Genomic DNA, 23,223 nt, shown 5'->3' on the forward strand with positions numbered 1-23,223 from the left:
CGGTGCGTTACTCGCCCTTGGCCTTCGCGATGATCTCCTCGGCGACGTTCCGCGGAACCTCGGCGTAGGAGTCGAACTGCATCGAGTAGCTTGCGCGACCCGACGTCTTGCTGCGGAGGTCGCCGACGTAGCCGAACATCTCCGACAGGGGCACGAGGCCCTTCACGACGCGGGCACCAGCCCGCTCCTCCATGGCCTGGATCTGGCCACGGCGGGAGTTGATGTCGCCGATGACCTCGCCCATGTAGTCCTCGGGCGTGGTGACCTCGACGGCCATCATCGGCTCGAGCAGCACGGGGCTGGCCTTGCGCGCGGCCTCCTTGAAGGCCTGCGAACCGGCGATCTTGAAGGCGAGCTCGGAGGAGTCGACCTCGTGGTAGGCGCCGTCGTGGAGGATGACACGGACACCGGTCATCTCGTAGCCGGCGAGGATGCCGAACTGCATGGCCTCCTGGCAGCCGGCGTCCACCGAAGGGATGTACTCCTTCGGGATACGGCCACCGGTCACCTTGTTCACGAACTCGTACGAGGTGTCGCCACCCTCGAGCGGCTCGATGCCGATCTGCACCTTCGCGAACTGACCGGTACCACCGGTCTGCTTCTTGTGGGTGTAGTCGACGCGCTCGACGGCCTTGCGGATCGTCTCGCGGTAGGCCACCTGCGGCTTGCCGACGTTGGCCTCGACCTTGAACTCGCGACGCATGCGGTCGACGAGGACCTCAAGGTGGAGCTCGCCCATACCGCCGATGACGGTCTGGCCGGTCTCCTCGTTGGTGTGCACCTGGAAGGAGGGGTCCTCCTCCGCGAGACGCTGGATAGCGACACCCAGCTTCTCCTGGTCACCCTTCGACTTCGGCTCGATCGCGACCTCGATGACCGGCGCCGGGAAGTCCATGGACTCCAGGATCACCGGGTTCTTCTCGTCGCAGAGCGTCTCACCGGTGGTGGTCTGCTTCAGGCCCATGACGGCGACGATGTCACCGGCGCCCACCGACTCGATCTCCTCACGCTTGTTCGCGTGCATGCGGTAGATCTTGCCGATGCGCTCCTTGCGGCCCTTGACGGAGTTCAGCACGGCGGTGCCGGACTCCAGGCGGCCGGAGTACACGCGGACGAAGGTGAGCTTGCCGAGGTGCGGGTCGCTCATGATCTTGAACGCCAGCGCCGACAGCGGCTCGTCGTCGGACGGCTTGCGCTTGACGACCTCCTCCGGGTTGTTGACCGCGTGGCCCTCGATGGCCTCGATGTCAACCGGGGACGGCAGGTAGCGCACGACCGCGTCGAGCAGGGGCTGGACGCCCTTGTTCTTGAACGCGGTACCGCAGAACACCGGGGTCACCGTGGTGCCGGTGCCCTTGCCGGAGGCGATGGTGATGCGACGGATCGCGGCGTACAGCTGCTCCACGGAAGGCTCCTCGCCCTCCAGGTACAGCTCCATGATCTCTTCGTCGTTCTCGGCCACGGCCTCGAGCAGCTTGCCGCGCCACTCCTCGGCAGCCTCGGTGTGGGTGTCCGGGATGTCGACGATGTCGTACATCTCGCCCTTGGTCGCCTCGGCGGACCAGACGAACGCCTTCATCGTCACCAGGTCGACGACACCCTTGAAGTCCGCCTCGGCACCGATCGGCAGCTGCATGACCAGCGGCTGCGCGCCCAGACGGTCGGAGATCATGTCGACACAGCGGTGGAACTCGGCACCGGTGCGGTCGAGCTTGTTGACGAAGCAGATGCGCGGAACGCCGTAGCGGTCCGCCTGACGCCACACGGTCTCGGACTGCGGCTCAACGCCGGCGACACCGTCGAACACCGTCACGGCACCGTCGAGCACGCGCAGGGAGCGCTCCACCTCGACGGTGAAGTCGACGTGACCCGGGGTGTCGATGATGTTGATGGTGTGGTCGACGTTCTCCAGCGGCCAGTGGCAGGTGGTGGCAGCAGAGGTGATCGTGATGCCACGCTCCTGCTCCTGCTCCATCCAGTCCATGGTGGCAGCGCCGTCGTGGACCTCACCGATCTTGTAAGACACACCGGTGTAGAACAGGATCCGCTCGGTGGTGGTCGTCTTGCCCGCGTCGATGTGGGCCATGATCCCGATGTTGCGGACCCTGGCCAGGTCAAGTGAAGTGGTAGCCATAAGGCTTCAGTCTTCTCTCGGTCTCGATGTGGGTAGCGACTACCAGCGGTAGTGCGCGAAGGCCTTGTTGGACTCGGCCATCTTGTGGGTGTCCTCGCGCTTCTTCACGGCCGCACCGAGGCCGTTGGAGGCATCGAGAAGCTCGTTGAGGAGACGCTCGGTCATGGTCTTCTCGCGACGGGCGCGGGAGTAACCGACCAGCCAGCGCAGCGCCAGGGTGTTGGCGCGGCCGGGCTTGACCTCGACCGGCACCTGGTAGGTGGCGCCACCGACACGGCGGGACTTGACCTCGAGGGTCGGCTTGATGTTCTCAAGAGCGCGCTTGAGCGTGATGACCGGGTCGTTGCCGGTCTTCTCGCGCAGGCCCTCCATGGCGCCGTAGACGATGCGCTCGGCGGTGGAGCGCTTGCCGTTCAGCAGCACCTTGTTGATCAGGGAGGTCACCAGAGGAGAGCCGTAGACCGGGTCGATGATGACCGGGCGCTTCGGGGCGGGGCCCTTACGAGGCATTCTTACTTCTCCTTCTTGGCGCCGTAACGGCTGCGAGCCTGCTTGCGGTTCTTGACACCCTGGGTGTCGAGCGAACCGCGGATGATCTTGTAGCGAACACCCGGCAGGTCCTTCACACGGCCGCCGCGCACGAGCACGATGGAGTGCTCCTGCAGGTTGTGTCCCTCACCCGGAATGTAAGCGGTGACCTCGATGCCGCTGGTCAGACGCACACGCGCGACCTTGCGGAGGGCCGAGTTCGGCTTCTTCGGGGTGGTCGTGAACACACGCGTGCAGACGCCGCGACGCTGGGGGGAACCCTCGAGTGCGGGCGTCTTGTTCTTTTCGACCTTGTCCTGCCGGCCCTTGCGGACCAGCTGCTGGATCGTAGGCACTACTTCTCCGGTTTCTGTGTGCCGATGGGTACAGCTAACCTGGAACGTCGCCGACCCACGCGGTCGGGTGTGTCGAATCCGCCGGACTCCCGCCGCAAGGCGAAAAAGGCGCGAATTACGGTGGCCGCTCGTGACTCGCCGCACGGTTTGGAGGCACGCACAGGAGCCAGGGCACACCCCAGGCACAAGGTCTGAGCGTACCTACCTCACGGACTTCGGTCAAAACAAATGAAGTGCTCTACGACACGCCGGACTCTCCACCTCCTTCCTTGACTTTCGTCCGGGTTGTCCGGTGGCTCGCGAGTGGCCGAAACGTACTCTTCGCGACTCGGCGATCTTGCGTGTTCAGTACGTTGATGCGTCCGCTGACTCCCGGGGGATGGGCATGACAACAAGGACGCCGGCGTACTCGCCGGACGACGGCGGTCTGGAAGACCGGGTTCCGTTCCTGGCCAGACTGGAGAGCGAGGACCGCTCGGCACTGCTCGACCTCGGCATGACGCTCACCTTCGCTCCCCGCACGATCCTGCTCCACCAGCACGAACCGTCCTCCCACGTGCTGTTCCTGGTCGACGGCTGGACCAAGGTCACCGCGTCCGCCGCCAACGGCTACGAGGCGCTGCTCGCGCTGCGCGGACCCGGCGACATCATCGGCGAGTCGGCCGCGCTGACCGGACGGCCGCGCTCCGCGACGGTCACCGCCCTGGAGCGGGTCCGCGCGGTGGCCGTCGAACGGGAGCGGTTCCGGGACTTCCTCGGCGACTCCCCCGCCGCCTCCTTCGCCCTGCTGGGACTCACCACGGACCGTACCCGGGCGGCCGACCGGCGGCGGCTGGAGTTCGCGTCGATGAACGTGCGGGAACGGCTCGCCGTCCTGCTCCTCGACCTCGCCCGCACCCACGGCCAGCGCGTCCCGGACGGCATCGAACTGGCCGTGCCGCTCAGCAAGCAGGAACTCGCCGGCTCCGTCGGCGCCTCCCGGGAGATGGTGCAGCGGCTGCTGAAGGAACTGCGCGACAAGGAGGTGGTGGTCACCGGCCGCCGCGCGCTCCTCATCCGCCGCCCGGACATCCTGCGCCGCATCACCGCGGCGCTCCCCTACCCGGCGTCCCACGCGGTTCCAAGGGACGACTGAGCCCCGAGGCTCGCGTATCCGCCGCCCCGGCCCGCCCGGACCCCGTCTCGCGCCCGGCCCCGTGCCCAGGGCCGGAAACGCCTGCCCTGGCCCGCCCGAGCCCCGGTGGACAGCCCCGCGCCGCCCTGCCCCACGCGCCCCGGAAGCCGTTCTGTGCACACGGTCACAGTCGGTGTGCGTCATCCGCCCTCACCACCGCGCCCCGCCGAACAGCACGCTGCTGCCCAGCACACCACCCCTTGCGAAAGGCCGCCATGACCGACCCCGTGAACCGCACGATCCTGCTGCTGGACATCGAGAGGTTCAGCCACCGGGACGACGTCGAACAGGCCTATCTGCGCCGCATGCTCTACGACATCACCGACCGCGCGCTGCACAGCGCCGGCATCGACGAGACACTGCGGCTACGGGCCGACCGCGGCGACTCGGTCATGGAGCTGATCGACGCCAACGCCTCCGTCACCGCCCTGCTGCGGGCCCTGCTCACCGAGGTCCCGGCCGAGCTGCGGGCGGTCAACCGCATGGCGTCCAGCTCGGCACAGATCCGGCTGCGCGGGGTGGTCGCAAACGGCTTCGTCGCCATCGACAAGCACGCCGGCTGGGTCGGCTCCGACCTGAACCACGCCTGCCGGCTGCTGGACGCCGAGGTGCTGCGCGACGCCCTGCGCGAGCGCTCCGACGACTTCGCGCTGTGCGTCTCGGACGCCCTGTACGCCGGAGTCGTACGGCACGACCACCCGGGCGTCCCGGCCGACGGCTTCCACCGGGTGTCGGTGGCGAGCAAGAACGGCCCGCTCACGGCCTGGCTGTACGGACCGGTGCCCGGCACGGCGGCGGACGAGGCGTCCGGCCCCGCCCTGGGCACCGGCGCGGACCACGGTGACACGGGGGAGGGGAAGGCGCCGGGCGGATCGGGGGACCGCCCGGCGCCGCTCCCCGCGCCGGGCCCCGCCACCGCGACCCCGGCGGCGCCGGAGGGGCGCTGGGGGGTCATGGCACCGGGCCCCTGCTTCCGCGGTCCCGTCACGATCGGCGGCGGCACGGTGCACGGCGACCAGAACAACCTCACCGGCAACCAGATCACCGGCGACATCCACCTGGGCGGCGGGCGGCGCCGGGAACGGGGTGAGGAGGCGTGAGCGAACCCCAGGCCGAACGCCCCGGCTCCCCGCCCGGCCCGGCCCCGGACGCGCCGGCCCCCGAGGCACAAGCGGAGCAGCCCAAGGCCGCCGGTACCGGCGAGGAGGCCGAGGAGCGCGACCAGCCGCAGGACGTCTGGGCGGCCCGGCGCGACCTCGTCGACCACAGTCCCCGCACCATGAACATCGGCGCCCGGACCCGGTTCGGCGGCGGCACGGTCCACGGCGACCAGAACAACCTGGCCGGCAACCAGATCACCGGCGATGTCTTCCTGGGCGGCAAGACGGAGATCCACTGGGGCTTCGCCGGCCTGACCGGGTCGGCCACCGTCTCCGGCGAGGTGCCGCCGCAGCGGCTGGAGCGGCTGGACGCCTCGTTCACCGCCGCCGAGGAGACCGTCGGGGAACTGCTGGACCGGCTGCGCCGCGACCGCGTCCTGGTGCTGTCCGGCACCCGCTTCTCCGGCCGCCGCACGGCCGCGCTGGTACTGCTGCACCGGCTCGGCGCCGTCCCCGTGCACGTCCTCGACCGGGACACCGCGCCCGGCTCCCTCGCTGACCGGCTCACCGGCACCGGCCGCGGCACCGGGGAGCGGCAGGCGCGCGGCTATGTACTGGGCGACCTGGCCACCCGGCGCGGGAACCCGCTGCGCGAACCCCACCTGCTGGCCGCCCGCGACCGGCTCGCGGAGCAGGACGCGTACCTGGTCATCACCGTGGGCCACACCGCCGTACTCGAGGACGTCACGGCCGTCCCCTGGCAGCCGCCGGCCGGGGCGGAGGTGCTCGCGGCCCACCTGCGCACCCACGTGGACCCGGACACCGCCACCGGCCTGCTCCGCCTCCCCGCGGTCACCGACTTCCTGGCCCGCGGCCACCGGCTGCGCGAGACCGCCGCCTTCGCCCGGCTGCTGGCCCGGTACGCCGCCGGGGAGGTGGCCGAGGAGCAGATCACGGCGTTCTCCCGGATCTCGCTGGAGAACCAGGTCCAGGAGTGGTTCGAGGAGGACGAGAGCACGCTCCACCTGCGCGACAAGGCGTTCCTCGTCGCCCTCGCGGCGTTCGACGGCGGGCCCTACGCCCTGACCGCCGAACTCAGCGACCTGCTCTACCGCTTCCTGCTCGACACCCAGCACCCGGGCCGGCCGGCCGAGGTCCCCGTCTTCGGCACCCACATCGAAAAACGCCTCCAGCTGGCCCGCGCGGAGGGCTACGAGGACGACGAGCACACCGAGTGGGGGCCGGTGACCCAGTTCAAGGCGAAGTTCCTCGACGAGCGGGTCCCCCTGGTGCTGCTGCGCCTGGTGTGGACGGGCCACCCGTCGGCCCGGCCCGCGCTCATCGAGTGGCTGCGCCGGCTCGCCGACGACGGCCGCCCGCTGGTGCGCACCCGCGCCGCCGCCACCGTCGCCGTCCTCGCCCGCACCGACCTGCCCTCCGCGATGGCCCTGGTCATCGGGCCGTGGGCCACCTCACGCCTGTTCCGGCACCGGCTGGTCGCGGTCAACTCCCTCACCCTCGCCCACCTCGTCGGCACGCCCAACATCCCGCGCATCCTGGACGGCTGGTCCAGCGGTGACGACCGTGCCCTGCGCTGGGTGGCCGCGCGGGCGTACGCCCTGATCGGCCCGGAGCTGCCCGGCCAGGCGCTCGCCGCGCTGCGCGAGGCCGCCCGCAGCCTGTACGCCGACCTCGCCGAACCCGACGAGTTCGACCTGGAGATGGTGGGCGAGCTGTCCGACGCGGTGGCGCTGCTGCTGCTCTCCCCCGCGCACGACCAGGTCCTCAAGGAGCTGCTGACGCACCTCGACGACGACCCCGCGGTGAACGCGCTCACGCTGAACGCCTTCGTCAACGCCTGTGACCACCAGGAGGAGGACGGCGACCCGGCCGGCCGGCCGACCGTCCTCGCCTGGTACGCCGACGCGGCCACGGCGGGCGGTGCGGCCGCCGGCGGCCTCGCCTTCCTGTGGCGCAGGGCGCTCGCGGACCGGCACACCACCCGGCCCGCGCTCGACGCCCTGAGCGACTGGGTGCTGATCGCCGACCGGTCGCCCGGCACCGAGTGGGCGCTGGCCGCCCTGCTGCCGCAGCTCGTCACCACGCCCACCGAGTACCAGCGCCTGAGCCACCTGCTGCGCACGATGCCCGGCCGGGACGGCGCACCGCCCCCACAGGTGGCGGCCCGACTGCTGACCACGCTTCCGCCCCGCTGACGGCCCGTGCGCGCGCACGTCCCGAGCACGTCCCGAGGAGACCCGCCCATGTCCAGCTTCACCCGCCCGCCCGAGTGGCAGCAGCCGGCGGACCGGCACACCCGGCTGTCCGACCCGGTGCTCACCGTGCGGCAGCTGTCCCGCTTCGAGTTCTCGCTCAAGCACATCGTCCGGATCGACCACGCGCTGGTGTTCGCCACCCCTAAGGGCGGCTACGACGCGTACCTGCCGCCGCACCGCCCGACCCGGAGCGAGATCGTCGCCCACCGCTACACGGCCGTGTACGAGGTGGACATGGGCGTGCACCCCTTCACCGGCACGTTCACCCTGCCCAGTGACAACGACGCGTTCGAGTTCACCGCCGAGGTCGACTTCTCCTGGCAGGTGCTCGACCCCGCCGGATTCGTGCGCAGCGGCCACCGGGACGTGCCCGGACTGCTCGTCGGCATGCTCCAGCAGGCGGCCCGGCCGGTGTCCCGGCGGTTCCCGATCACCGACAGCGCGTCGGCCGAACGGGAGCTGCTGACCGCCCTCGCCCCGCTCGGCACACTGGGTTCGGACGCGGGCCTCCAGGTCACCTGGACGCTGCGGCTGCGGCGGGACCAGGCCGACATCGAGCACCAGCGGCGGCTCCAGGCGATCGACCACTCCGCCGCGGAACAGATCCGGGTGGCCCAGCGGGGGGCGGAGATCGACACCGAGCTGGACCGCCGGGCCCGGGAACAGGACCGGCTGCAGATCGAACGGGCCATGGCCTACGGCCACCGGCACCAGGAACTCGCCCTCCAGCAGCAGCACTGGCAGCACCAGCTCGCCGTGCAGCAGACCCAGCACGCCCTGGCGATGCAGCAGTACGAGGCCCAGAAGGTGGCCTTCTACCAGTGGCACCTCCAGCAAGGCGGAGTACAGGCCTGGGCGCTGCACCTCGCCGAACACCCCGAGGACACCGGGCTGGTCATGACCGCCATGCGCGATGACCAACTGCGCATGATCCAGGCGCAGATGGAGCTGGTGAAGGAGCTGCTGGCCGGGGACAACGCGGAGAAGTTCGAGCTGGAGGGCCCCAAGCAGCTGGCCCTGCGCACGGTCACCGACATCCTCAACCAGCGGCTGCCCGGCGTGGCCCAGAACCCACCGCTGATCCCGCCGGGCCCTGACCCGCGGAGCGCACCGGCGCCGGGCGAGATCACCGAGGGCGGCGCGGAACAGCTCGCACCGGACAGCGGGGGCGACGACGCGGAAGCGGTCACCGAGGACGGGACTCCGCCCGGTGGGCAGCGGCCCGGCCTTGAGGCGCCCTACGCCCCTCCCCCGGCCTCGTACACCCCGCCGTACGCGCCGCCGCCGGCCCCGTACGCGCCATCGCCGTCTCCGTACGCGGCCGCGCAGCCGTTCACCGGAGTGCCGGCGGCGGCAACGGCACCTCAGGCACCGGCACCCCACTCGCCGTACCCGACTCAGCCGATGCAGCACACGCAGCCGGGCGGCTTCTACCCGCCGCCCATGCCGGCGGCTCCTCCGGCCCAGCCGGCCGGCTGGCAGCCGCCGCCCGGGTACGGCTCGGTGCCGACGGCGCCCGCGCAGCCGCCGGCCGCTCCCCCGGCCGTACCGCCGCCGCCCGTGCACCCGCCGGCCGCCGGCACCCCGGACGACGAGGACGGTGCCGGCGGATGACGGTGACCGGCCCCCCGGACGGCTCCGCCGACCGGGCCCTCGACCGGCTGCGGTTGTGCGAGCGGCTGCTCACCGATCTGCGCACCGAGATAGCCCGGGCCGACAGCAAGGCTTCCGTGCTGGTCGCGGCGCTCGGGATGACCGCCGGGCTGCTCAGCGGCCTGCTGGCCGGGCGGAACTGGGCACCGGACCGGCTCTCCGCCGCCGGGGCCCTCCTGTGGTGGGCCGGGACCGTCTGCTTGGTGCTCTCGCTGTTCTCCCTGCTGCTCGCCGTGCTGCCGCGCTACCGCCCGGTGACCTGGGCGCCGGGACAGCCGCTGTCGTACTTCGGCGACATCCGGCAGGCCGCCCGCACCGGCCGGCTGGAGGCGGCGCTCGACGACACCGTCCGCGACCCCGCCGCCGGTCTGCTCGCCTCGCTGGCCGCGAACAGCGCGATCGCCGCCCGCAAGCACCAGTGGATCCGCTCCGGCCTGATCGCGTTCTGCGCCGGCACGGTCCTGGTGCCCGCGTCCCTGCTGATCGGCTGACCGACCGGCCACCGTCCCCACCCATCGAAGGAACCAGCATGACCCACCCGCCCGCCGCACCGGAGTATCCCGAGCCACCCCGCTACCCGCAGCAGCCGCCGCCCGCTCCACCCGTCCGGCCCCCGGCCCGGCCGGCCCCGGGCCGGCCGTCGTATCCGCAGTCCCCGGCGTACCCGACGCCTCCGCAGCACCCGCAGGCCGCGCCCTACGCAGCGCCGGCCTCGCCCGTATCCGCGCCGCCCGTATCCGCCCCGGCGCCGCCGAACGTTCCGCCGCTGCCGCCGATGCCGCCTCTGCCGCCGGGCGCCGGCGATCCGCACGATCCGCGGCATCCGCACCACATCAGCACCGATCACGGCCGCATCCACCTCGCCGCCCAGCAGCGCCGCACCGACGCCACGGCCGTCGGCAGCCTGCTGCTGCACCTGCCGAACTTCCTGGGCAGCCTCTTCGTCGTCGGCCTGCTCTCGCTCTTCCTCGGCGGCCTCGGCTTCCTGGTGATCCTGCTCTGGCTCGCCAGCGGCGCACTCATCTTCCACCGGCCCACCGAAAGCGCCCTCGCGCGCCATGTGCTTCGGCTGCGCTACCCCACTCCACAAGAACGAGCCAAACTCGAACCGGTCTGGCGGGAGGTCACGGCCCGGGCCGGGGTCGACGGCCGTACCTACGAGCTGTGGGTCGAGGACAGCGACCACCTGAACGCGGTCGCGGCGGCCGGGCACATCGTGGGCGTCACCCGGTTCGCCATGGACCGGCTGCCCAACGGCGAACTCGCCGCCGTCATGGCCCACGAACTCGGCCACCACGTCGGTGGCCACGCCTGGGCCGGGCTGCTCGGCTACTGGTACGCGCTGCCGGGCCGGCTCGCCTGGCGGCTGCTGCGGGGCGTGACCACCGTGATGTACAAGGTCTCGCGCGCCTTCTCCTGCTTCGGGATCGCCTTCTTCGGCATGGCGGTCATGGGCCTCGCGTACGTCACGATCAGCTCCCTGTACGGCCTGCCGCTGCTGATCCTCGGCGTGCCCTACGCGCTCGCCGCCGTCGGCCGACGGGCCGAGCTGCGCGCCGACCAGCACGCCGCGGCCCTCGGCTTCGCCTCCATGCTGGCGGCGGTGCTGGAGAAGATGCACCAGGAGGAGCAGCAGGTCCAGGCCGCCCTCACCCTCCGCAACGGCGGTGTCCCGGTCGCACGGAGCCCGCTCGCCAAACTGCTCACCTCGCACCCGGACTACCACACCCGGCTGCACCACCTCCAGCCGTACCTCGCTCCGCAAGGGCACTGAGCAGGCCCGGACACGCCGAAGGGCGGCCACCCCCAACGGAGTGGCCGCCCTTCAGGCTGCTCGCTTACTGGTTGTACGGACCGTAGTCGTAGTCCTCCAGCGGGACGGCCTGGCCGGAGCCGGTGCCGAACGGCGAGTAGTCGATGTCGTCGTAGCCGACGGCCGAGTACATCGCGGCCTTGGCCTCCTCGGTCGGCTCGACCCGGATGTTGCGGTAGCGGGACAGACCCGTACCGGCCGGGATGAGCTTACCGATGATGACGTTCTCCTTGAGGCCGATGAGGCTGTCGGACTTGGCGTTGATCGCCGCGTCCGTCAGGACTCGGGTCGTCTCCTGGAAGGAGGCGGCCGACAGCCAGGATTCCGTCGCCAGCGAGGCCTTGGTGATACCCATCAGCTGCGGACGACCGGAGGCCGGGTGACCGCCCTCCTGGACCACACGACGGTTCTCCTGCTCGAAGCGGGAGCGCTCGACCAGCTCGCCGGGCAGCAGCTCGGCGTCGCCGGACTCGATGATCGTCACGCGGCGCAGCATCTGCCGGATGATGATCTCGATGTGCTTGTCGTGGATCGACACACCCTGCGAGTTGTAGACCTTCTGGACCTCGCCGACCAGGTGGACCTGGACGGCACGCTGGCCCAGGATGCGCAGCACGTCGTGCGGGTTGGTGGCACCCACGGTGAGCTGCTGGCCCACCTCGACGTGGTCGCCCTCGCGGACCAGGACCTTGGCACGCTTCGAGATCGGGTACGCCGTCTCGTCGCTGCCGTCGTCCGGGGTGACGACGATCTTCTTGGTCTTCTCGGTCTCCTCGATGCGGACGCGACCGGACGCCTCGGAGATCGGGGCGACACCCTTCGGGGTACGGGCCTCGAAGAGCTCGACGACACGCGGCAGACCCTGGGTGATGTCGTCACCGGCCACACCACCGGTGTGGAAGGTACGCATCGTCAGCTGGGTACCGGGCTCACCGATGGACTGGGCGGCGATGATGCCGACCGCCTCACCGATGTCGACCAGCTTGCCGGTGGCGAGCGAACGGCCGTAGCACATCGCGCAGGTACCGACGGCGGACTCGCAGGTCAGGACCGAACGGGTCTTGACCTCCTCGACACCACGGGAGACCAGTTCCTCGATGAGGACGTCACCCAGGTCGGTGCCGGCCGGGGCCAGCACCTGACCGTCGACCACGATGTCCTCGGCGAGGCAGCGCGCGTACACGGACGTCTCGACGTTCTCCGCCTTGCGCAGCACGCCGTCGGCGCCGCGCTCGGCGATCATCAGGCGCAGACCGCGCTCGGTGCCGCAGTCCTCCTCGCGGATGATGACGTCCTGCGAGACGTCGACCAGACGACGGGTGAGGTAACCCGAGTCGGCGGTACGCAGAGCGGTGTCCGCCAGACCCTTACGGGCACCGTGCGTGGAGATGAAGTACTCCAGCACGGACAGGCCCTCACGGAACGACGCCTTGATCGGACGCGGGATCGTCTCGTTCTTCGCGTTCGACACCAGACCACGCATACCGGCGATCTGACGCATCTGCATCATGTTGCCTCGTGCACCCGAGTTCACCATCATGAAGATCGGGTTGGTCTTCGGGAAGTTGTCGTTCATCGCCTCGGCGACCTCGTTGGTCGCCTTGGTCCAGATCGCGATGAGCTCCTGCGTGCGCTCGTCCTTGGTGATCAGACCGCGCTCGTACTGCTTCTGGACCTTCTCGTCCTGCGCCTCGTAGCCCTTGACGATCTCCTTCTTCGCCTCGGGAACGACGACGTCGGAGATGGCCACGGTGACACCGGAACGGGTCGCCCAGTAGAAGCCGGCCGCCTTCAGGTTGTCGAGCGTCGCCGCCACGATGACCTTCGGGTAGCGCTCGGCGAGGTCGTTGACGATCTCGGAGAGCTGCTTCTTGCCCACCTCGTAGTCGACGAACGGGTAGTCCTCGGGCAGCAGCTCGTTGAAGAGCGCGCGGCCCAGCGTGGTGTTCAGCCGGAAGCTGTCACCCTGCTGCCACTCCGGCTCGCCCTCCTCGCGCGCCGGCGGGGTCCAGCCGCGCGGCGGGATGGTGCCCACCGGGAAGCGGATGTCCACGCGCGACTGCAGCGACAGCTCGCCGGCGTCGAACGCCATGATCGCCTCGGCCACGGACGCGAACGAGCGGCCCTCGCCCTTGACGTCCCGCATCTCGCCGTCGGTGGTGAGGAAGAACAGACCGAGGACCATGTCCTGGGTCGGCATCGTCACCGGACGGCCGTCGGCCGGCTTGAGGATGTTGTTCGAGGACAGCATCAGGATGCGGGCCTCGGCCTGCGCCTCCGCGGACAGCGGCAGGTGCACGGCCATCTGGTCACCGTCGAAGTCCGCGTTGAACGCGGTGCACACGAGCGGGTGGATCTGGATGGCCTTGCCCTCGACCAGCTGCGGCTCGAAGGCCTGGATGCCGAGGCGGTGCAGGGTGGGAGCACGGTTCAGCAGCACCGGGTGCTCGGCGATGACCTCTTCGAGGACGTCGTACACGACCGTGCGGCCGCGCTCCACCATGCGCTTGGCGCTCTTGATGTTCTGCGCGTGGTTCAGGTCGACCAGGCGCTTCATCACGAACGGCTTGAACAGCTCCAGCGCCATCGCCTTGGGCAGACCGCACTGGTGCAGCTTCAGCTGCGGGCCGACGACGATGACGGAACGCGCCGAGTAGTCGACACGCTTACCGAGCAGGTTCTGCCGGAAACGACCCTGCTTGCCCTTCAGCATGTCGCTGAGGGACTTCAGCGGACGGTTGCCGGGGCCCGTGACCGGGCGGCCACGACGGCCGTTGTCGAAGAGCGCGTCGACGGCCTCCTGGAGCATGCGCTTCTCGTTGTTCACGATGATCTCGGGCGCGCCGAGGTCGAGAAGCCGCTTCAGGCGGTTGTTGCGGTTGATCACACGGCGGTACAGGTCGTTCAGGTCGGAGGTCGCGAAGCGGCCACCGTCCAGCTGCACCATCGGACGCAGGTCCGGCGGGATGACCGGGACGCAGTCCAGGACCATGCCCTTGGGGCTGTTGGAGGTCTGCAGGAACGCGGAGACGACCTTCAGCCGCTTCAGGGCGCGGGTCTTCTTCTGGCCCTTGCCGGTGCGGATGATCTCGCGGAGCTTCTCGGCCTCCTCGTCGAGGTCGAAGGACTCCAGGCGCTTCTGCAGCGCGGCGGCGCCCATCGAGCCGTCGAAGTAGGTGCCGAAGCGGTCGCGCAGCTCGCGGTAGAGCAGCTCGTCGCCCTCAAGGTCCTGGACCTTGAGGTTCTTGAACCGGTTCCACACCTCGTCGAGGCGGTCGATCTCGCGCTGCGCGCGGTCGCGCAGCTGCTTCATCTCGCGCTCGGCGCCCTCGCGCACCTTGCGGCGCACGTCGGCCTTGGCGCCCTCGGCCTCCAGCTCGGCCAGGTCGGTCTCGAGCTTCTTGGCGCGGGCCTCCAGGTCGGCGTCGCGGCGGTTCTCGATCTGCTGACGCTCGACCGAGACGTGCGCCTCCAGGGAGGGCAGGTCGCGCTGACGGCGCTCCTCGTCGACGTACGTGATCATGTACGCCGCGAAGTAGATGACCTTCTCGAGGTCCTTCGGCGCCAGGTCCAGCAGGTAGCCGAGGCGCGAGGGGACACCCTTGAAGTACCAGATGTGGGTGACGGGGGCGGCCAGCTCGATGTGGCCCATCCGCTCACGGCGCACCTTGGCGCGCGTGACCTCGACGCCACAGCGCTCGCAGATGATGCCCTTGAAGCGGACGCGCTTGTACTTGCCGCAGTAGCACTCCCAGTCCCGGGTCGGACCGAAGATCTTCTCGCAGAAGAGTCCGTCCTTCTCGGGCTTGAGGGTGCGGTAGTTGATGGTCTCGGGCTTCTTGACCTCGCCGTGGCTCCACTGACGGATGTCGTCAGCGGTGGCCAGGCCGATCCGGAGCTCGTCGAAGAAGTTGACGTCGAGCACTATGCGTCAATCCCTCTCAGGGTCGTAAGTCTGTGGTCTGTACGGGGGCCTGGGGGTCGGCGGGGCCCCTGGTCGGTCAGGGGCCCCGCCGGCTCCCGTCAGACCTCTTCGACGCTGCTCGGCTCGCGCCGGGACAGGTCGATACCGAGCTCCTCCGCAGCGCGGAAGACGTCCTCGTCGGTGTCGCGCATCTCGATGGACATACCGTCGCTGGACAGCACCTCCACGTTCAGGCAGAGCGACTGCATCTCCTTGATGAGCACCTTGAAGGACTCGGGGATGCCGGGCTCGGGGATGTTCTCGCCCTTGACGATGGCCTCGTAGACCTTCACGCGGCCGGTGACGTCGTCGGACTTGATGGTCAGCAGCTCCTGCAGCGCGTAAGCGGCGCCGTAGGCCTCGAGTGCCCACACCTCCATCTCACCGAACCGCTGGCCACCGAACTGGGCCTTACCACCCAGCGGCTGCTGGGTGATCATCGAGTACGGGCCGGTCGAACGGGCGTGCAGCTTGTCGTCGACCAGGTGGTGCAGCTTCAGGATGTACATGTAGCCGACCGAGATCGGGTCCGGGAACGGCTCACCGCTACGGCCGTCGAACAGCCGCGCCTTGCCGGACGGGAGCACCATGCGCTCGCCGTCGCGGTTCGGGATGGTGTGCTGCAGCAGACCCGCCAGCTCGTCCTCGCGGGCACCGTCGAAGACCGGGGTGGCGACGTTGGTGCGCGGGGCGACCTTGTCGGCACCGATGGCCTGCAGGCGCTGCGCCCACTCGTCGGCGAGGCCGGAGACGTCCCAGCCGCGGCTGGCGAGCCAGCCGAGGTGGATCTCCAGGACCTGTCCCGGGTTCATTCGGGACGGCACACCCAGCGGGTTGAGGATGATGTCGACCGGGGTGCCGTCCTCCAGGAACGGCATGTCCTCGATCGGCAGGATCTTGGAGATGACACCCTTGTTGCCGTGGCGGCCGGCGAGCTTGTCACCGTCGGTGATCTTGCGCTTCTGCGCCACGTAGACGCGGACCAGCTGGTTCACGCCCGGCGGCAGCTCGTCGCCCTCCTCGCGGTCGAAGACGCGCACGCCGATGACCTTGCCGGTCTCGCCGTGCGGCACCTTCAGCGAGGTGTCACGGACCTCACGGGCCTTCTCACCGAAGATCGCGCGCAGCAGGCGCTCCTCGGGCGTCAGCTCGGTCTCACCCTTCGGGGTGACCTTGCCGACGAGGATGTCACCGGCGATGACCTCGGCACCGATGCGGATGATGCCGCGCTCGTCGAGGTCGGCGAGGACCTCCTCGGAGACGTTCGGGATGTCCCGGGTGATCTCCTCGGGGCCGAGCTTGGTGTCACGGGCGTCGACCTCGTGCTCCTCGATGTGGATCGAGGAGAGGACGTCGTCCTGCACGAGGCGCTGCGACAGGATGATCGCGTCCTCGTAGTTGTGACCCTCCCACGGCATGAACGCCACGAGCAGGTTCTTGCCGAGGGCCATCTCGCCGTTCTGGGTGGCCGGGCCGTCGGCGAGGACCTGGCCCTCGATGACGCGGTCGCCCTCGTTGACGATGACCTTCTGGTTGACCGAGGTGCCCTGGTTGGAGCGGGCGAACTTGGCCAGGCGGTACGTGATGTACGTGCCGTCGTCGTTGGCGGTGGTGATGTAGTCCGCGGAGACCTCCTGGACCACACCGGCCTTCTCGGCCTTGACGACGTCGCCGGCGTCGACGGCGGAGCGGTACTCCATGCCGGTACCGACGAGCGGGGCCTCCGACTTAATCAGCGGAACGGCCTGGCGCATCATGTTCGCGCCCATGAGGGCACGGTTGGCGTCGTCGTGCTCGAGGAACGGGATCATGGCGGTCGCGACCGACACCATCTGGCGCGGCGAGACGTCCATGTAGTCCACGTCCTCGGGGCCGACGTAGTCGACCTCGCCGCCACGGCGGCGGACCAGGACGCGGTTCTCCTCGAAGCGGAGGTCGCTGGTCAGCGGCGCGTTGGCCTGCGCGATGACGAAGCGGTCCTCCTCGTCGGCGGTCAGGTAGTCGACCTCGTCGGTGACCTGGCCGTCGATGACCTTGCGGTACGGGGTCTCGACGAAACCGAACGCGTTGACCCGGCCGTAGGAGGCGAGCGAGCCGATCAGACCGATGTTCGGGCCTTCGGGCGTCTCGATCGGGCACATGCGGCCGTAGTGCGAGGGGTGCACGTCACGGACCTCGAAGCCGGCCCGCTCACGGGACAGACCACCGGGGCCGAGCGCCGACAGACGGCGCTTGTGCGTCAGACCAGACAGGGGGTTGTTCTGGTCCATGAACTGCGACAGCTGGCTGGTGCCGAAGAACTCCTTGATGGAGGCGACGACCGGCCGGATGTTGATCAGGGTCTGCGGCGTGATCGCCTCGACGTCCTGGGTCGTCATGCGCTCGCGCACGACGCGCTCCATACGGGCCAGACCCGTGCGGACCTGGTTCTGGATCAGCTCGCCGACGCTGCGCAGGCGGCGGTTGCCGAAGTGGTCGATGTCGTCCGTCTCGACGACGACCGTCTCGCCGTTGTCACCGGTGGTCTCGGTCTCGCCGGCGTGCAGCTTCACCAGGTACTTGATCGTCGAGATGATGTCCTCGACGGTCAGGATGCCCGCGTCCAGCGGGGTGTCCGTACCCAGCTTCTTGTTGACCTTGTAGCGGCCGACCTTGGCGAGGTCGTAGCGCTTGGGGTTGAAGTAGAGGTTCTCCAGCAGCGTCTGCGCGGCCTCGCGCGTGGGGGGCTCGCCCGGGCGCAGCTTGCGGTAGATGTCGAGCAGCGCGTCGTCCTGGCCCTGGGTGTGGTCCTTCTCCAGGGTGGCGCGCATCGACTCGTAGTCGCCGAACTCCTCAAGGATCTGCTCGGTGGTCCAGCCGAGCGCCTTCAGCAGCACGGTGACCGACTGCTTGCGCTTGCGGTCGATGCGGACACCGACCATGTCGCGCTTGTCGATCTCCATCTCCAGCCAGGCACCCCGGGACGGGATGATCTTGGCGGAGAAGATGTCCTTGTCGGACGTCTTGTCGATGCTGGAGTCGAAGTAGACACCGGGGGAACGGACCAGCTGCGACACCACGACACGCTCGGTGCCGTTGATGACGAAAGTGCCCTTGTTCGTCATGAGCGGGAAGTCGCCCATGAAGACGGTCTGGGACTTGATCTCACCGGTCTCGTTGTTGGTGAACTCGGCGGTGACGAAGAGCGGGGCGGCGTACGTGAAGTCGCGCTCCTTGCACTCGTCGATCGAGTTCTTCGGCGGCTCGAAGCGGTGGTCCCGGAACGTCAGCGACATCGACCCGGAGAAGTCCTCGATCGGGGAGATCTCCTCGAAGATCTCCTCCAGACCGGACTTGGTGGGGACGTCCTGACCGTTCTCCAGAGCCTCCTCGACCCGAGTCTGCCAGGCGGTGTTGCCGAGCAGCCAGTCAAAGCTCTCGGTCTGCAGCGCGAGCAGGTTCGGAACCTCGAGGGGCTCCTTGATCTTTGCAAAGGAGATGCGCAGCGGGGCGGTGCTGGCGCCGTTGTTCGTATTCGCGGTCGAGGCAGTGCGCGAGGCGGCCAAGAGGGGGTCCTTCCGAGGGCTCGGACTCACTACGCGCGTACCGGTCCCTCTCCTGTACACAGGGACGGAAACCCCAGGTCAGGGAGTTTCGGTCGACTGTGCTCAAGTGAGGGCAGACCCCTGGTGACGGGCAGGGGACAGCTAACAGGCAGCGCAAAGGGTCAGTGTAGCCACTTGGCACACTGATGTCCAGCGCGGGTTTTCGAAGACCCTCGTTGTGCTCAACGCCTCTCTCAACGCCCTCGGCATCCTGCCCTCAACGCACGTTGATACTGCCCTCTTCGTCGTCGATCCATGCCTCGGATTCGGATCCTTGTGACGACGCGTCCTGAGAATTGCGCGCTGCGTGCGGTTCGTCAAGGGTTCCTTGCCGGAACCGGGGCGTCCGGAGACACGATGAAGATCACCTTACCCCGCACGAACACAGGTGCAAGGCGGCCCTCGCCAGACTCCGGGGAACGCCGAAGGGCGACCACCCGGATGGATGATCGCCCTTCGGTGCGTTCGCGTTACAGCCCTAGCGGGCCGCTGTGGCGCTCGCGAAGGTCTTACTTGACCTCGACGGAGGCACCGGCGCCCTTGAGGGCCTCGGCGGCCTTGTCAGCGGCCTCCTTGTTGACCTTCTCGAGGACCGGCTTCGGGGTGCCGTCGACGAGGTCCTTGGCCTCCTTCAGACCCAGGGAGGTCAGCTCACGCACGACCTTGATGACCTGGATCTTCTTGTCGCCGGCGCCGGTGAGGATGACGTCGAACTCGTCCTTCTCCTCCTCGGCGGCGGCCTCGCCGCCACCAGCGGCACCGCCGGCCACGACGACCGGGGCAGCGGCGGCAGCGGTGACGTCGAACTTCTCCTCGAACGCCTTCACGAACTCGGAGAGCTGGATCAGGGTCATGCCCTCGAACTCGGCGAGCAGTTCGTCCTGGGTGAGAGCCATGATGGCTTTCCTTCCACTAAATCGGCTGGTGCCGGATGTACATGAATGGCGGGCGTACGTTCGGCCCGCTACGACCGCTGCCTGACGGCTGCGGTCATGATGCGAGCCGAATTACTCGGCACCGCCCTGCTCGGCCTGCTTGGCGCGCAGCGCGTCCACGGTGCGGACGAGCTTCGACGGCAGCGCCTGGAAGACGGAGGCAGCCTGGGACTGCTTCGCCTTGAAGGCACCGGCCAGCTTGCTGAGCAGAACCTCGCGGGACTCGAGGTCCGCAAGCTTCTTGATCTCGTCGGCGGACAGCGCCTTGCCGTCAAGGACACCGCCCTTGATGACGAGATTCGGGTTCTCCTTGGCGAAGTCACGCAGACCCTTCGCCGACTCCACCGGGTCACCGGTGACGAAGGCGACGGCCGTCGGGCCAGCGAAGAGCTGGTCCTCCAGCGTGATCCCGGCCTCCTTGGCCGCAATCTTGGTCAGCGTGTTCTTCACCACGGCGTACTGGGCGTTCTCACCGAGCGACCGGCGCAGCGTCTTGAGCTGCGCCACGGTGAGACCGCGGTACTCGGTCAGCACGGCGGCGTTGGAGCTGCGGAACTTGTCCGTCAGCTCCGCAACCGCGGCAGCCTTGTCGGGCCTCGCCATAGAGCCTCGGCCTCCTTCCGGGTGATTCGGACCGCGCGGACCCGAAGGAGGACTGGGGAAAACGAAACGCCCCGGCGCAGGCGCACGGGGCGGACTCGACCGGATCTTGCACGCGCTCGGCGGGCACTCCGGGAGTACTTCCACTGTCACCTGCGCGGGTCGTCCACTTTTCAGCGGATCCTTCGGCCACCGCACCCTCACACGAGCGCACGGCAACGACCAGCGGTCTTTGGCTTCTCCGAGAGAGTACGGGACCGGAACGCCACGGAGCAAATCGGGCCGTTCGGGGGTGGCTGCGGTGGGGACAGGGCGGCCGGCCAGGGCCGGCCCCGGGGCGGTGGGCGGGGGCCAGAGGGCAGAGCGGCCCCTCCGGCCCCGGAGGCGGTCGGTGAGCCGACGCGGGTCCCGTGGCGCGGCCGGTGAGCCCCGGCGCGCCGCGGGTCCCGTGGCGCGGCCGTGAGCCCCGGCGCGGGTCCCGTGGGGCCTGGGCGGCCCCGGCAAGGGCTCCCCGCGGGCGGGTGAGCGCCGGGGCCGGGGCAGCGCTCCTCCAGAGCCCACCAGCGTGGCGCAGGGCGCTGTGTGGCCGTGGGGCGGGCTCCGAGGCTCCGGATGGTGCCTGGGGAGGTGCCCGGCCGGCTCAGGGCCGGCCTCGGGCTCAGGAGGCCGTGCCCGTCCCGCCCGTGGCCATGCCGCCGGACTTCATCATCTCGCCGAAGTCCTTGGTGTCGTCGGCCGGCGGGGCCTCGGCGCTGACCTTCACGCCGTAGTCGGAGTAGAACGTCGTGTTGTTCAGCGTGCCGTTGGCGGTGGTGGCCTTCTCGGTCTTCTTGATCAGGAGGTCCTGGTCGTCGACCCAGACGTCGATGGTCTCCGTGGTGATGCCGGCCTGGCTGAGCTGCTTCTTCAGGGCCGCCATCTGGTCGGCGCCGAGGTTGCTGGTCTTGTCGGCGAGGTCGGCGACATCGACCTTGCCGGAGTAGTGCGTCGTCTGAACGCCGGAGACCTTCTCCTCGCCGACCTTCTTCACGTCGCCGGAGGCCAGCAGCATCTTCACGGACTGGTTCGGCGTGGCGTTCTGGAGCTGGTCCTTCATGTACGACCCGGACGGGCCGCCGAACTTGGCGAGGTCGTCGTAGGAGTACTTGATCCAGTGCTTGCCGCCGCCCGCCTGCTGGGCGTACGCCTCGCTCATGTGCGCGTAGTAGGCGTCCTGCAGATAGCGGGCCTCCATCGACTGGTTGCCGGCCTTCTTCATCAGCTCGGCCATCTGGCCACCGGTGTAGGTGATGGTCAGGTTGCCCTTGAGACCGTCGCTCCAGGTCAGCGCGCCGTTCGCGGTCATCGACATGACGTCGCCGAGGGACGTCGTGGAGCGCACCTTAGCCGAGTCGGCCTGGTCGGTGGACTTCTCCACGGACCGCAGCGCGGCGATCGGGCTGAGGTGTATCGCGCCCTTGTCTGCGCCCTTGCCGGCAGCCTTGTCGTCGCCCTTGCCGGAGTCGGAGGAGCCGCAGGCGGCCACTCCGGTCAGCGCGGCCACCACCGCGATGGAAAGGGTCGCCCGGCGCACGGTCGTGCTCTTCATCTGCTCCCACCCCTGTTGTGTGTCCTGTGCCTGCACCGTAGCCCAGGCCACTGACAGTCCTTCGAAAGGACGTACACAGAAAGGACGGGCCCGGAACCGGAGAGGTTCCAGGGCCCGCCCTTTTCGTTCACGCGTCCCTGACGCGGCTACCGCGCTGAGCCGGGGCTCAGACGGCGGCCGGGTCCTCCTCGACGAGGAGGTTGCGGGTGCGGTTCGGGTCGACCGGGATGCCGGGGCCCATCGTGGTGGTGATGGCGGCCTTCTTGATGTAGCGACCCTTGGCGGCGGACGGCTTCAGACGGAGGATCTCCTCCAGCGCGGCGCCGTAGTTCTCCACCAGCTTGGAGTCGTCGAAGGACGCCTTGCCGATGATGAAGTGCAGGTTCGAGTGCTTGTCGACGCGGAACTCGATCTTGCCGCCCTTGATGTCGGTGACGGCCTTGGCCACGTCGGGGGTGACGGTGCCGGTCTTCGGGTTCGGCATCAGACCACGCGGGCCGAGGACGCGGCCGAGGCGGCCGACCTTGCCCATGAGGTCCGGGGTGGCGACGACGGCGTCGAAGTCCAGACGGCCCTTCGCGACCTCGTCGATCAGCTCGTCGGCACCGACGATGTCGGCGCCCGCGGCACGCGCGGCCTCGGCACGGTCGCCGGTCGCGAAGACCAGGACCCGGGCGGTCTTACCGGTGCCGTGCGGAAGGTTCACGGTGCCACGGACCATCTGGTCGGCCTTGCGCGGGTCGACACCCAGACGGAAGGCGACCTCGACGGTGGCGTCGAACTTGGTCGTGGAGGTCTCCTTGGCGAGACGGACGGCCTCGAGCGGGGCGTACAGCTTCTCCCGGTCGACCTTGGCGTCCGCAGCGCGGAGAGCCTTGCTGCGCTTGCTCACAACTTGCTCCTGTGTGTTCTGAAAGGAGTCGTGGTCCCTGGGCCGAGCAGGCCCTGCCACGTGCGGCCGCGAAATGCAGGCAGCCGCATGACTGCTACGAAGGTGGGGTTCAGCCCTCGACCGTGACGCCCATGGAACGCGCGGTACCGGCGATGATCTTCGCGGCGGCGTCCAGGTCGTTCGCGTTCAGGTCGGGCATCTTGGTCTGGGCGATCTCGCGGACCTGCGCCTCGGTGATCTTGGCGACCTTGGTCTTGTGCGGCTCGCCGGAGCCCTTCTCGATGCCCGCGGCCTTGAGGATCATCTTCGCGGCCGGCGGCGTCTTGGTGACGAAGGTGAAGGAACGGTCCTCGTAGACCGTGATCTCCACCGGGATGACCCAACCGCGCTGCGACTCGGTCGCGGCGTTGTAGGCCTTGCAGAACTCCATGATGTTGACGCCGTGCTGGCCCAGCGCCGGGCCGACCGGCGGGGCCGGGTTGGCGGCGCCGGCCTGGATCTGGAGCTTGATGAGCCCCGTGACCTTCTTCTTCTTGGGAGGCATGCTCTCTCCGGGTCCTTACTGAGAGGTTGATGGCCGTCTGCGACTGGCGGATCCATGCCGTTGCATGATCCCGCAGATGGCA

At 69.2% G+C, this 23,223-nt stretch carries 16 protein-coding genes; 6 read left to right on the top strand and 10 right to left on the bottom strand.

Translation table 11 applies throughout. The annotated features are described in order from the left end of the window. Positions 1-7: 7 nt before the first annotated feature. Genes fusA through rpsL form a run of 3 tightly spaced genes read right to left on the bottom strand, consistent with a single transcriptional unit; the run spans position 8 to position 3,018 of the window. Positions 8-2,134: an elongation factor G gene (gene fusA / locus Srubr_RS28130; RefSeq protein ID WP_189994165.1), complete on the bottom strand. Its 2,127-nt coding sequence runs from the start codon at positions 2,132-2,134 to the stop codon at positions 8-10. 39 nt (positions 2,135-2,173) lie between these two features. Continuing rightward, complete coding sequence (rpsG, locus tag Srubr_RS28135; protein ID WP_003998848.1) at positions 2,174-2,644, bottom strand: 30S ribosomal protein S7; 471 nt, start codon at positions 2,642-2,644, stop codon at positions 2,174-2,176. 2 nt (positions 2,645-2,646) lie between these two features. After that, positions 2,647-3,018 carry a 30S ribosomal protein S12 gene (gene rpsL, locus Srubr_RS28140; protein ID WP_003948652.1) on the bottom strand — a complete coding sequence of 124 codons (372 nt, stop codon included), beginning with the start codon at positions 3,016-3,018 and terminating at the stop codon, positions 2,647-2,649. A 385-nt stretch (positions 3,019-3,403) separates the two neighbouring features. Here rpsL and Srubr_RS28145 point away from each other — a divergent pair, with 385 nt between their 5' ends. From Srubr_RS28145 to Srubr_RS28170, 6 genes are all read left to right on the top strand, one after another. Next, entirely contained in the window at positions 3,404-4,153 is a 750-nt protein-coding gene (locus Srubr_RS28145; protein ID WP_189994166.1) for a Crp/Fnr family transcriptional regulator, read from the top strand. A 254-nt stretch (positions 4,154-4,407) separates the two neighbouring features. Then, positions 4,408-5,292 (top strand): hypothetical protein, encoded by an 885-nt coding sequence (locus Srubr_RS28150; protein ID WP_189994168.1) that lies wholly within the window; start codon positions 4,408-4,410, stop codon positions 5,290-5,292. Next, on the top strand, positions 5,289-7,508 hold the full coding sequence (locus tag Srubr_RS28155) for a hypothetical protein (RefSeq protein ID WP_189994170.1): 2,220 nt from the start codon (positions 5,289-5,291) through the stop codon (positions 7,506-7,508). The genes Srubr_RS28150 and Srubr_RS28155 overlap by 4 nt, the downstream gene beginning before the upstream one ends. A gap of 48 nt (positions 7,509-7,556) precedes the next feature. Continuing rightward, positions 7,557-9,182, top strand: coding sequence for a hypothetical protein (locus Srubr_RS28160; protein WP_189994172.1), 1,626 nt, complete (start codon positions 7,557-7,559; stop codon positions 9,180-9,182). Continuing rightward, positions 9,179-9,712: a Pycsar system effector family protein gene (locus tag Srubr_RS28165; protein ID WP_229926635.1), complete on the top strand. Its 534-nt coding sequence runs from the start codon at positions 9,179-9,181 to the stop codon at positions 9,710-9,712. Before Srubr_RS28160 ends, Srubr_RS28165 begins: the two co-directional genes overlap by 4 nt. Positions 9,713-9,996: 284 nt before the next feature. Next, positions 9,997-10,995, top strand: a complete 999-nt coding sequence (locus tag Srubr_RS28170; protein WP_229926636.1) for a M48 family metalloprotease — start codon at positions 9,997-9,999, stop codon at positions 10,993-10,995. Between the two features lie 64 nt (positions 10,996-11,059). On the opposite strand, the gene Srubr_RS28175 is transcribed toward Srubr_RS28170, so the two are convergent. The 7 genes from Srubr_RS28175 to rplK all read right to left on the bottom strand — a co-directional run bounded on the left by Srubr_RS28175 (position 11,060) and on the right by rplK (position 23,141). After that, positions 11,060-14,959 (bottom strand): DNA-directed RNA polymerase subunit beta', encoded by a 3,900-nt coding sequence (locus Srubr_RS28175; RefSeq protein WP_189994181.1) that lies wholly within the window; start codon positions 14,957-14,959, stop codon positions 11,060-11,062. Between the two features lie 98 nt (positions 14,960-15,057). After that, positions 15,058-18,543 carry a DNA-directed RNA polymerase subunit beta gene (rpoB, locus tag Srubr_RS28180; protein WP_189994183.1) on the bottom strand — a complete coding sequence of 1,162 codons (3,486 nt, stop codon included), beginning with the start codon at positions 18,541-18,543 and terminating at the stop codon, positions 15,058-15,060. A gap of 548 nt (positions 18,544-19,091) precedes the next feature. Continuing rightward, the gene (gene rplL / locus Srubr_RS28185; RefSeq protein WP_373313474.1) at positions 19,092-19,478 is read right to left on the bottom strand and encodes a 50S ribosomal protein L7/L12; all 387 of its coding nucleotides are present in this window, start codon (positions 19,476-19,478) and stop codon (positions 19,092-19,094) included. Positions 19,479-19,589: 111 nt separating this feature from the next. Further along, entirely contained in the window at positions 19,590-20,120 is a 531-nt protein-coding gene (rplJ, locus tag Srubr_RS28190; RefSeq protein WP_030601305.1) for a 50S ribosomal protein L10, read from the bottom strand. A gap of 655 nt (positions 20,121-20,775) precedes the next feature. Beyond that, positions 20,776-21,705 (bottom strand): SCO4651 family lipoprotein, encoded by a 930-nt coding sequence (locus Srubr_RS28195; protein ID WP_189994185.1) that lies wholly within the window; start codon positions 21,703-21,705, stop codon positions 20,776-20,778. Positions 21,706-21,871: 166 nt separating this feature from the next. Then, on the bottom strand, positions 21,872-22,597 hold the full coding sequence (gene rplA / locus Srubr_RS28200; protein WP_189994187.1) for a 50S ribosomal protein L1: 726 nt from the start codon (positions 22,595-22,597) through the stop codon (positions 21,872-21,874). 109 nt (positions 22,598-22,706) lie between these two features. Then, on the bottom strand, positions 22,707-23,141 hold the full coding sequence (gene rplK / locus Srubr_RS28205; protein ID WP_023547415.1) for a 50S ribosomal protein L11: 435 nt from the start codon (positions 23,139-23,141) through the stop codon (positions 22,707-22,709). Positions 23,142-23,223: the final 82 nt, after the last annotated feature.

Source organism: Streptomyces rubradiris (assembly GCF_016860525.1).
Classification (GTDB): Bacteria; Actinomycetota; Actinomycetes; order Streptomycetales; family Streptomycetaceae; genus Streptomyces; species Streptomyces rubradiris.

Excerpts from the sequence above, each read along its gene's own strand:
- fusA (WP_189994165.1), bottom strand. The coding sequence starts at position 2,134 with ATGGCTACCACTTCACTTGACCTGGCCAGGGTCCGCAACATCGGGATC.
- rpsG (WP_003998848.1), bottom strand. The coding sequence starts at position 2,644 with ATGCCTCGTAAGGGCCCCGCCCCGAAGCGCCCGGTCATCATCGACCCG.
- Srubr_RS28145 (WP_189994166.1), top strand. The coding sequence starts at position 3,404 with ATGACAACAAGGACGCCGGCGTACTCGCCGGACGACGGCGGTCTGGAA.
- Srubr_RS28150 (WP_189994168.1), top strand. The coding sequence starts at position 4,408 with ATGACCGACCCCGTGAACCGCACGATCCTGCTGCTGGACATCGAGAGG.
- Srubr_RS28160 (WP_189994172.1), top strand. The coding sequence starts at position 7,557 with ATGTCCAGCTTCACCCGCCCGCCCGAGTGGCAGCAGCCGGCGGACCGG.
- Srubr_RS28165 (WP_229926635.1), top strand. The coding sequence starts at position 9,179 with ATGACGGTGACCGGCCCCCCGGACGGCTCCGCCGACCGGGCCCTCGAC.
- Srubr_RS28170 (WP_229926636.1), top strand. The coding sequence starts at position 9,997 with ATGCCGCCTCTGCCGCCGGGCGCCGGCGATCCGCACGATCCGCGGCAT.
- rplL (WP_373313474.1), bottom strand. The coding sequence starts at position 19,478 with ATGGCTCTCACCCAGGACGAACTGCTCGCCGAGTTCGAGGGCATGACC.
- rplJ (WP_030601305.1), bottom strand. The coding sequence starts at position 20,120 with ATGGCGAGGCCCGACAAGGCTGCCGCGGTTGCGGAGCTGACGGACAAG.
- Srubr_RS28195 (WP_189994185.1), bottom strand. The coding sequence starts at position 21,705 with ATGAAGAGCACGACCGTGCGCCGGGCGACCCTTTCCATCGCGGTGGTG.
- rplK (WP_023547415.1), bottom strand. The coding sequence starts at position 23,141 with ATGCCTCCCAAGAAGAAGAAGGTCACGGGGCTCATCAAGCTCCAGATC.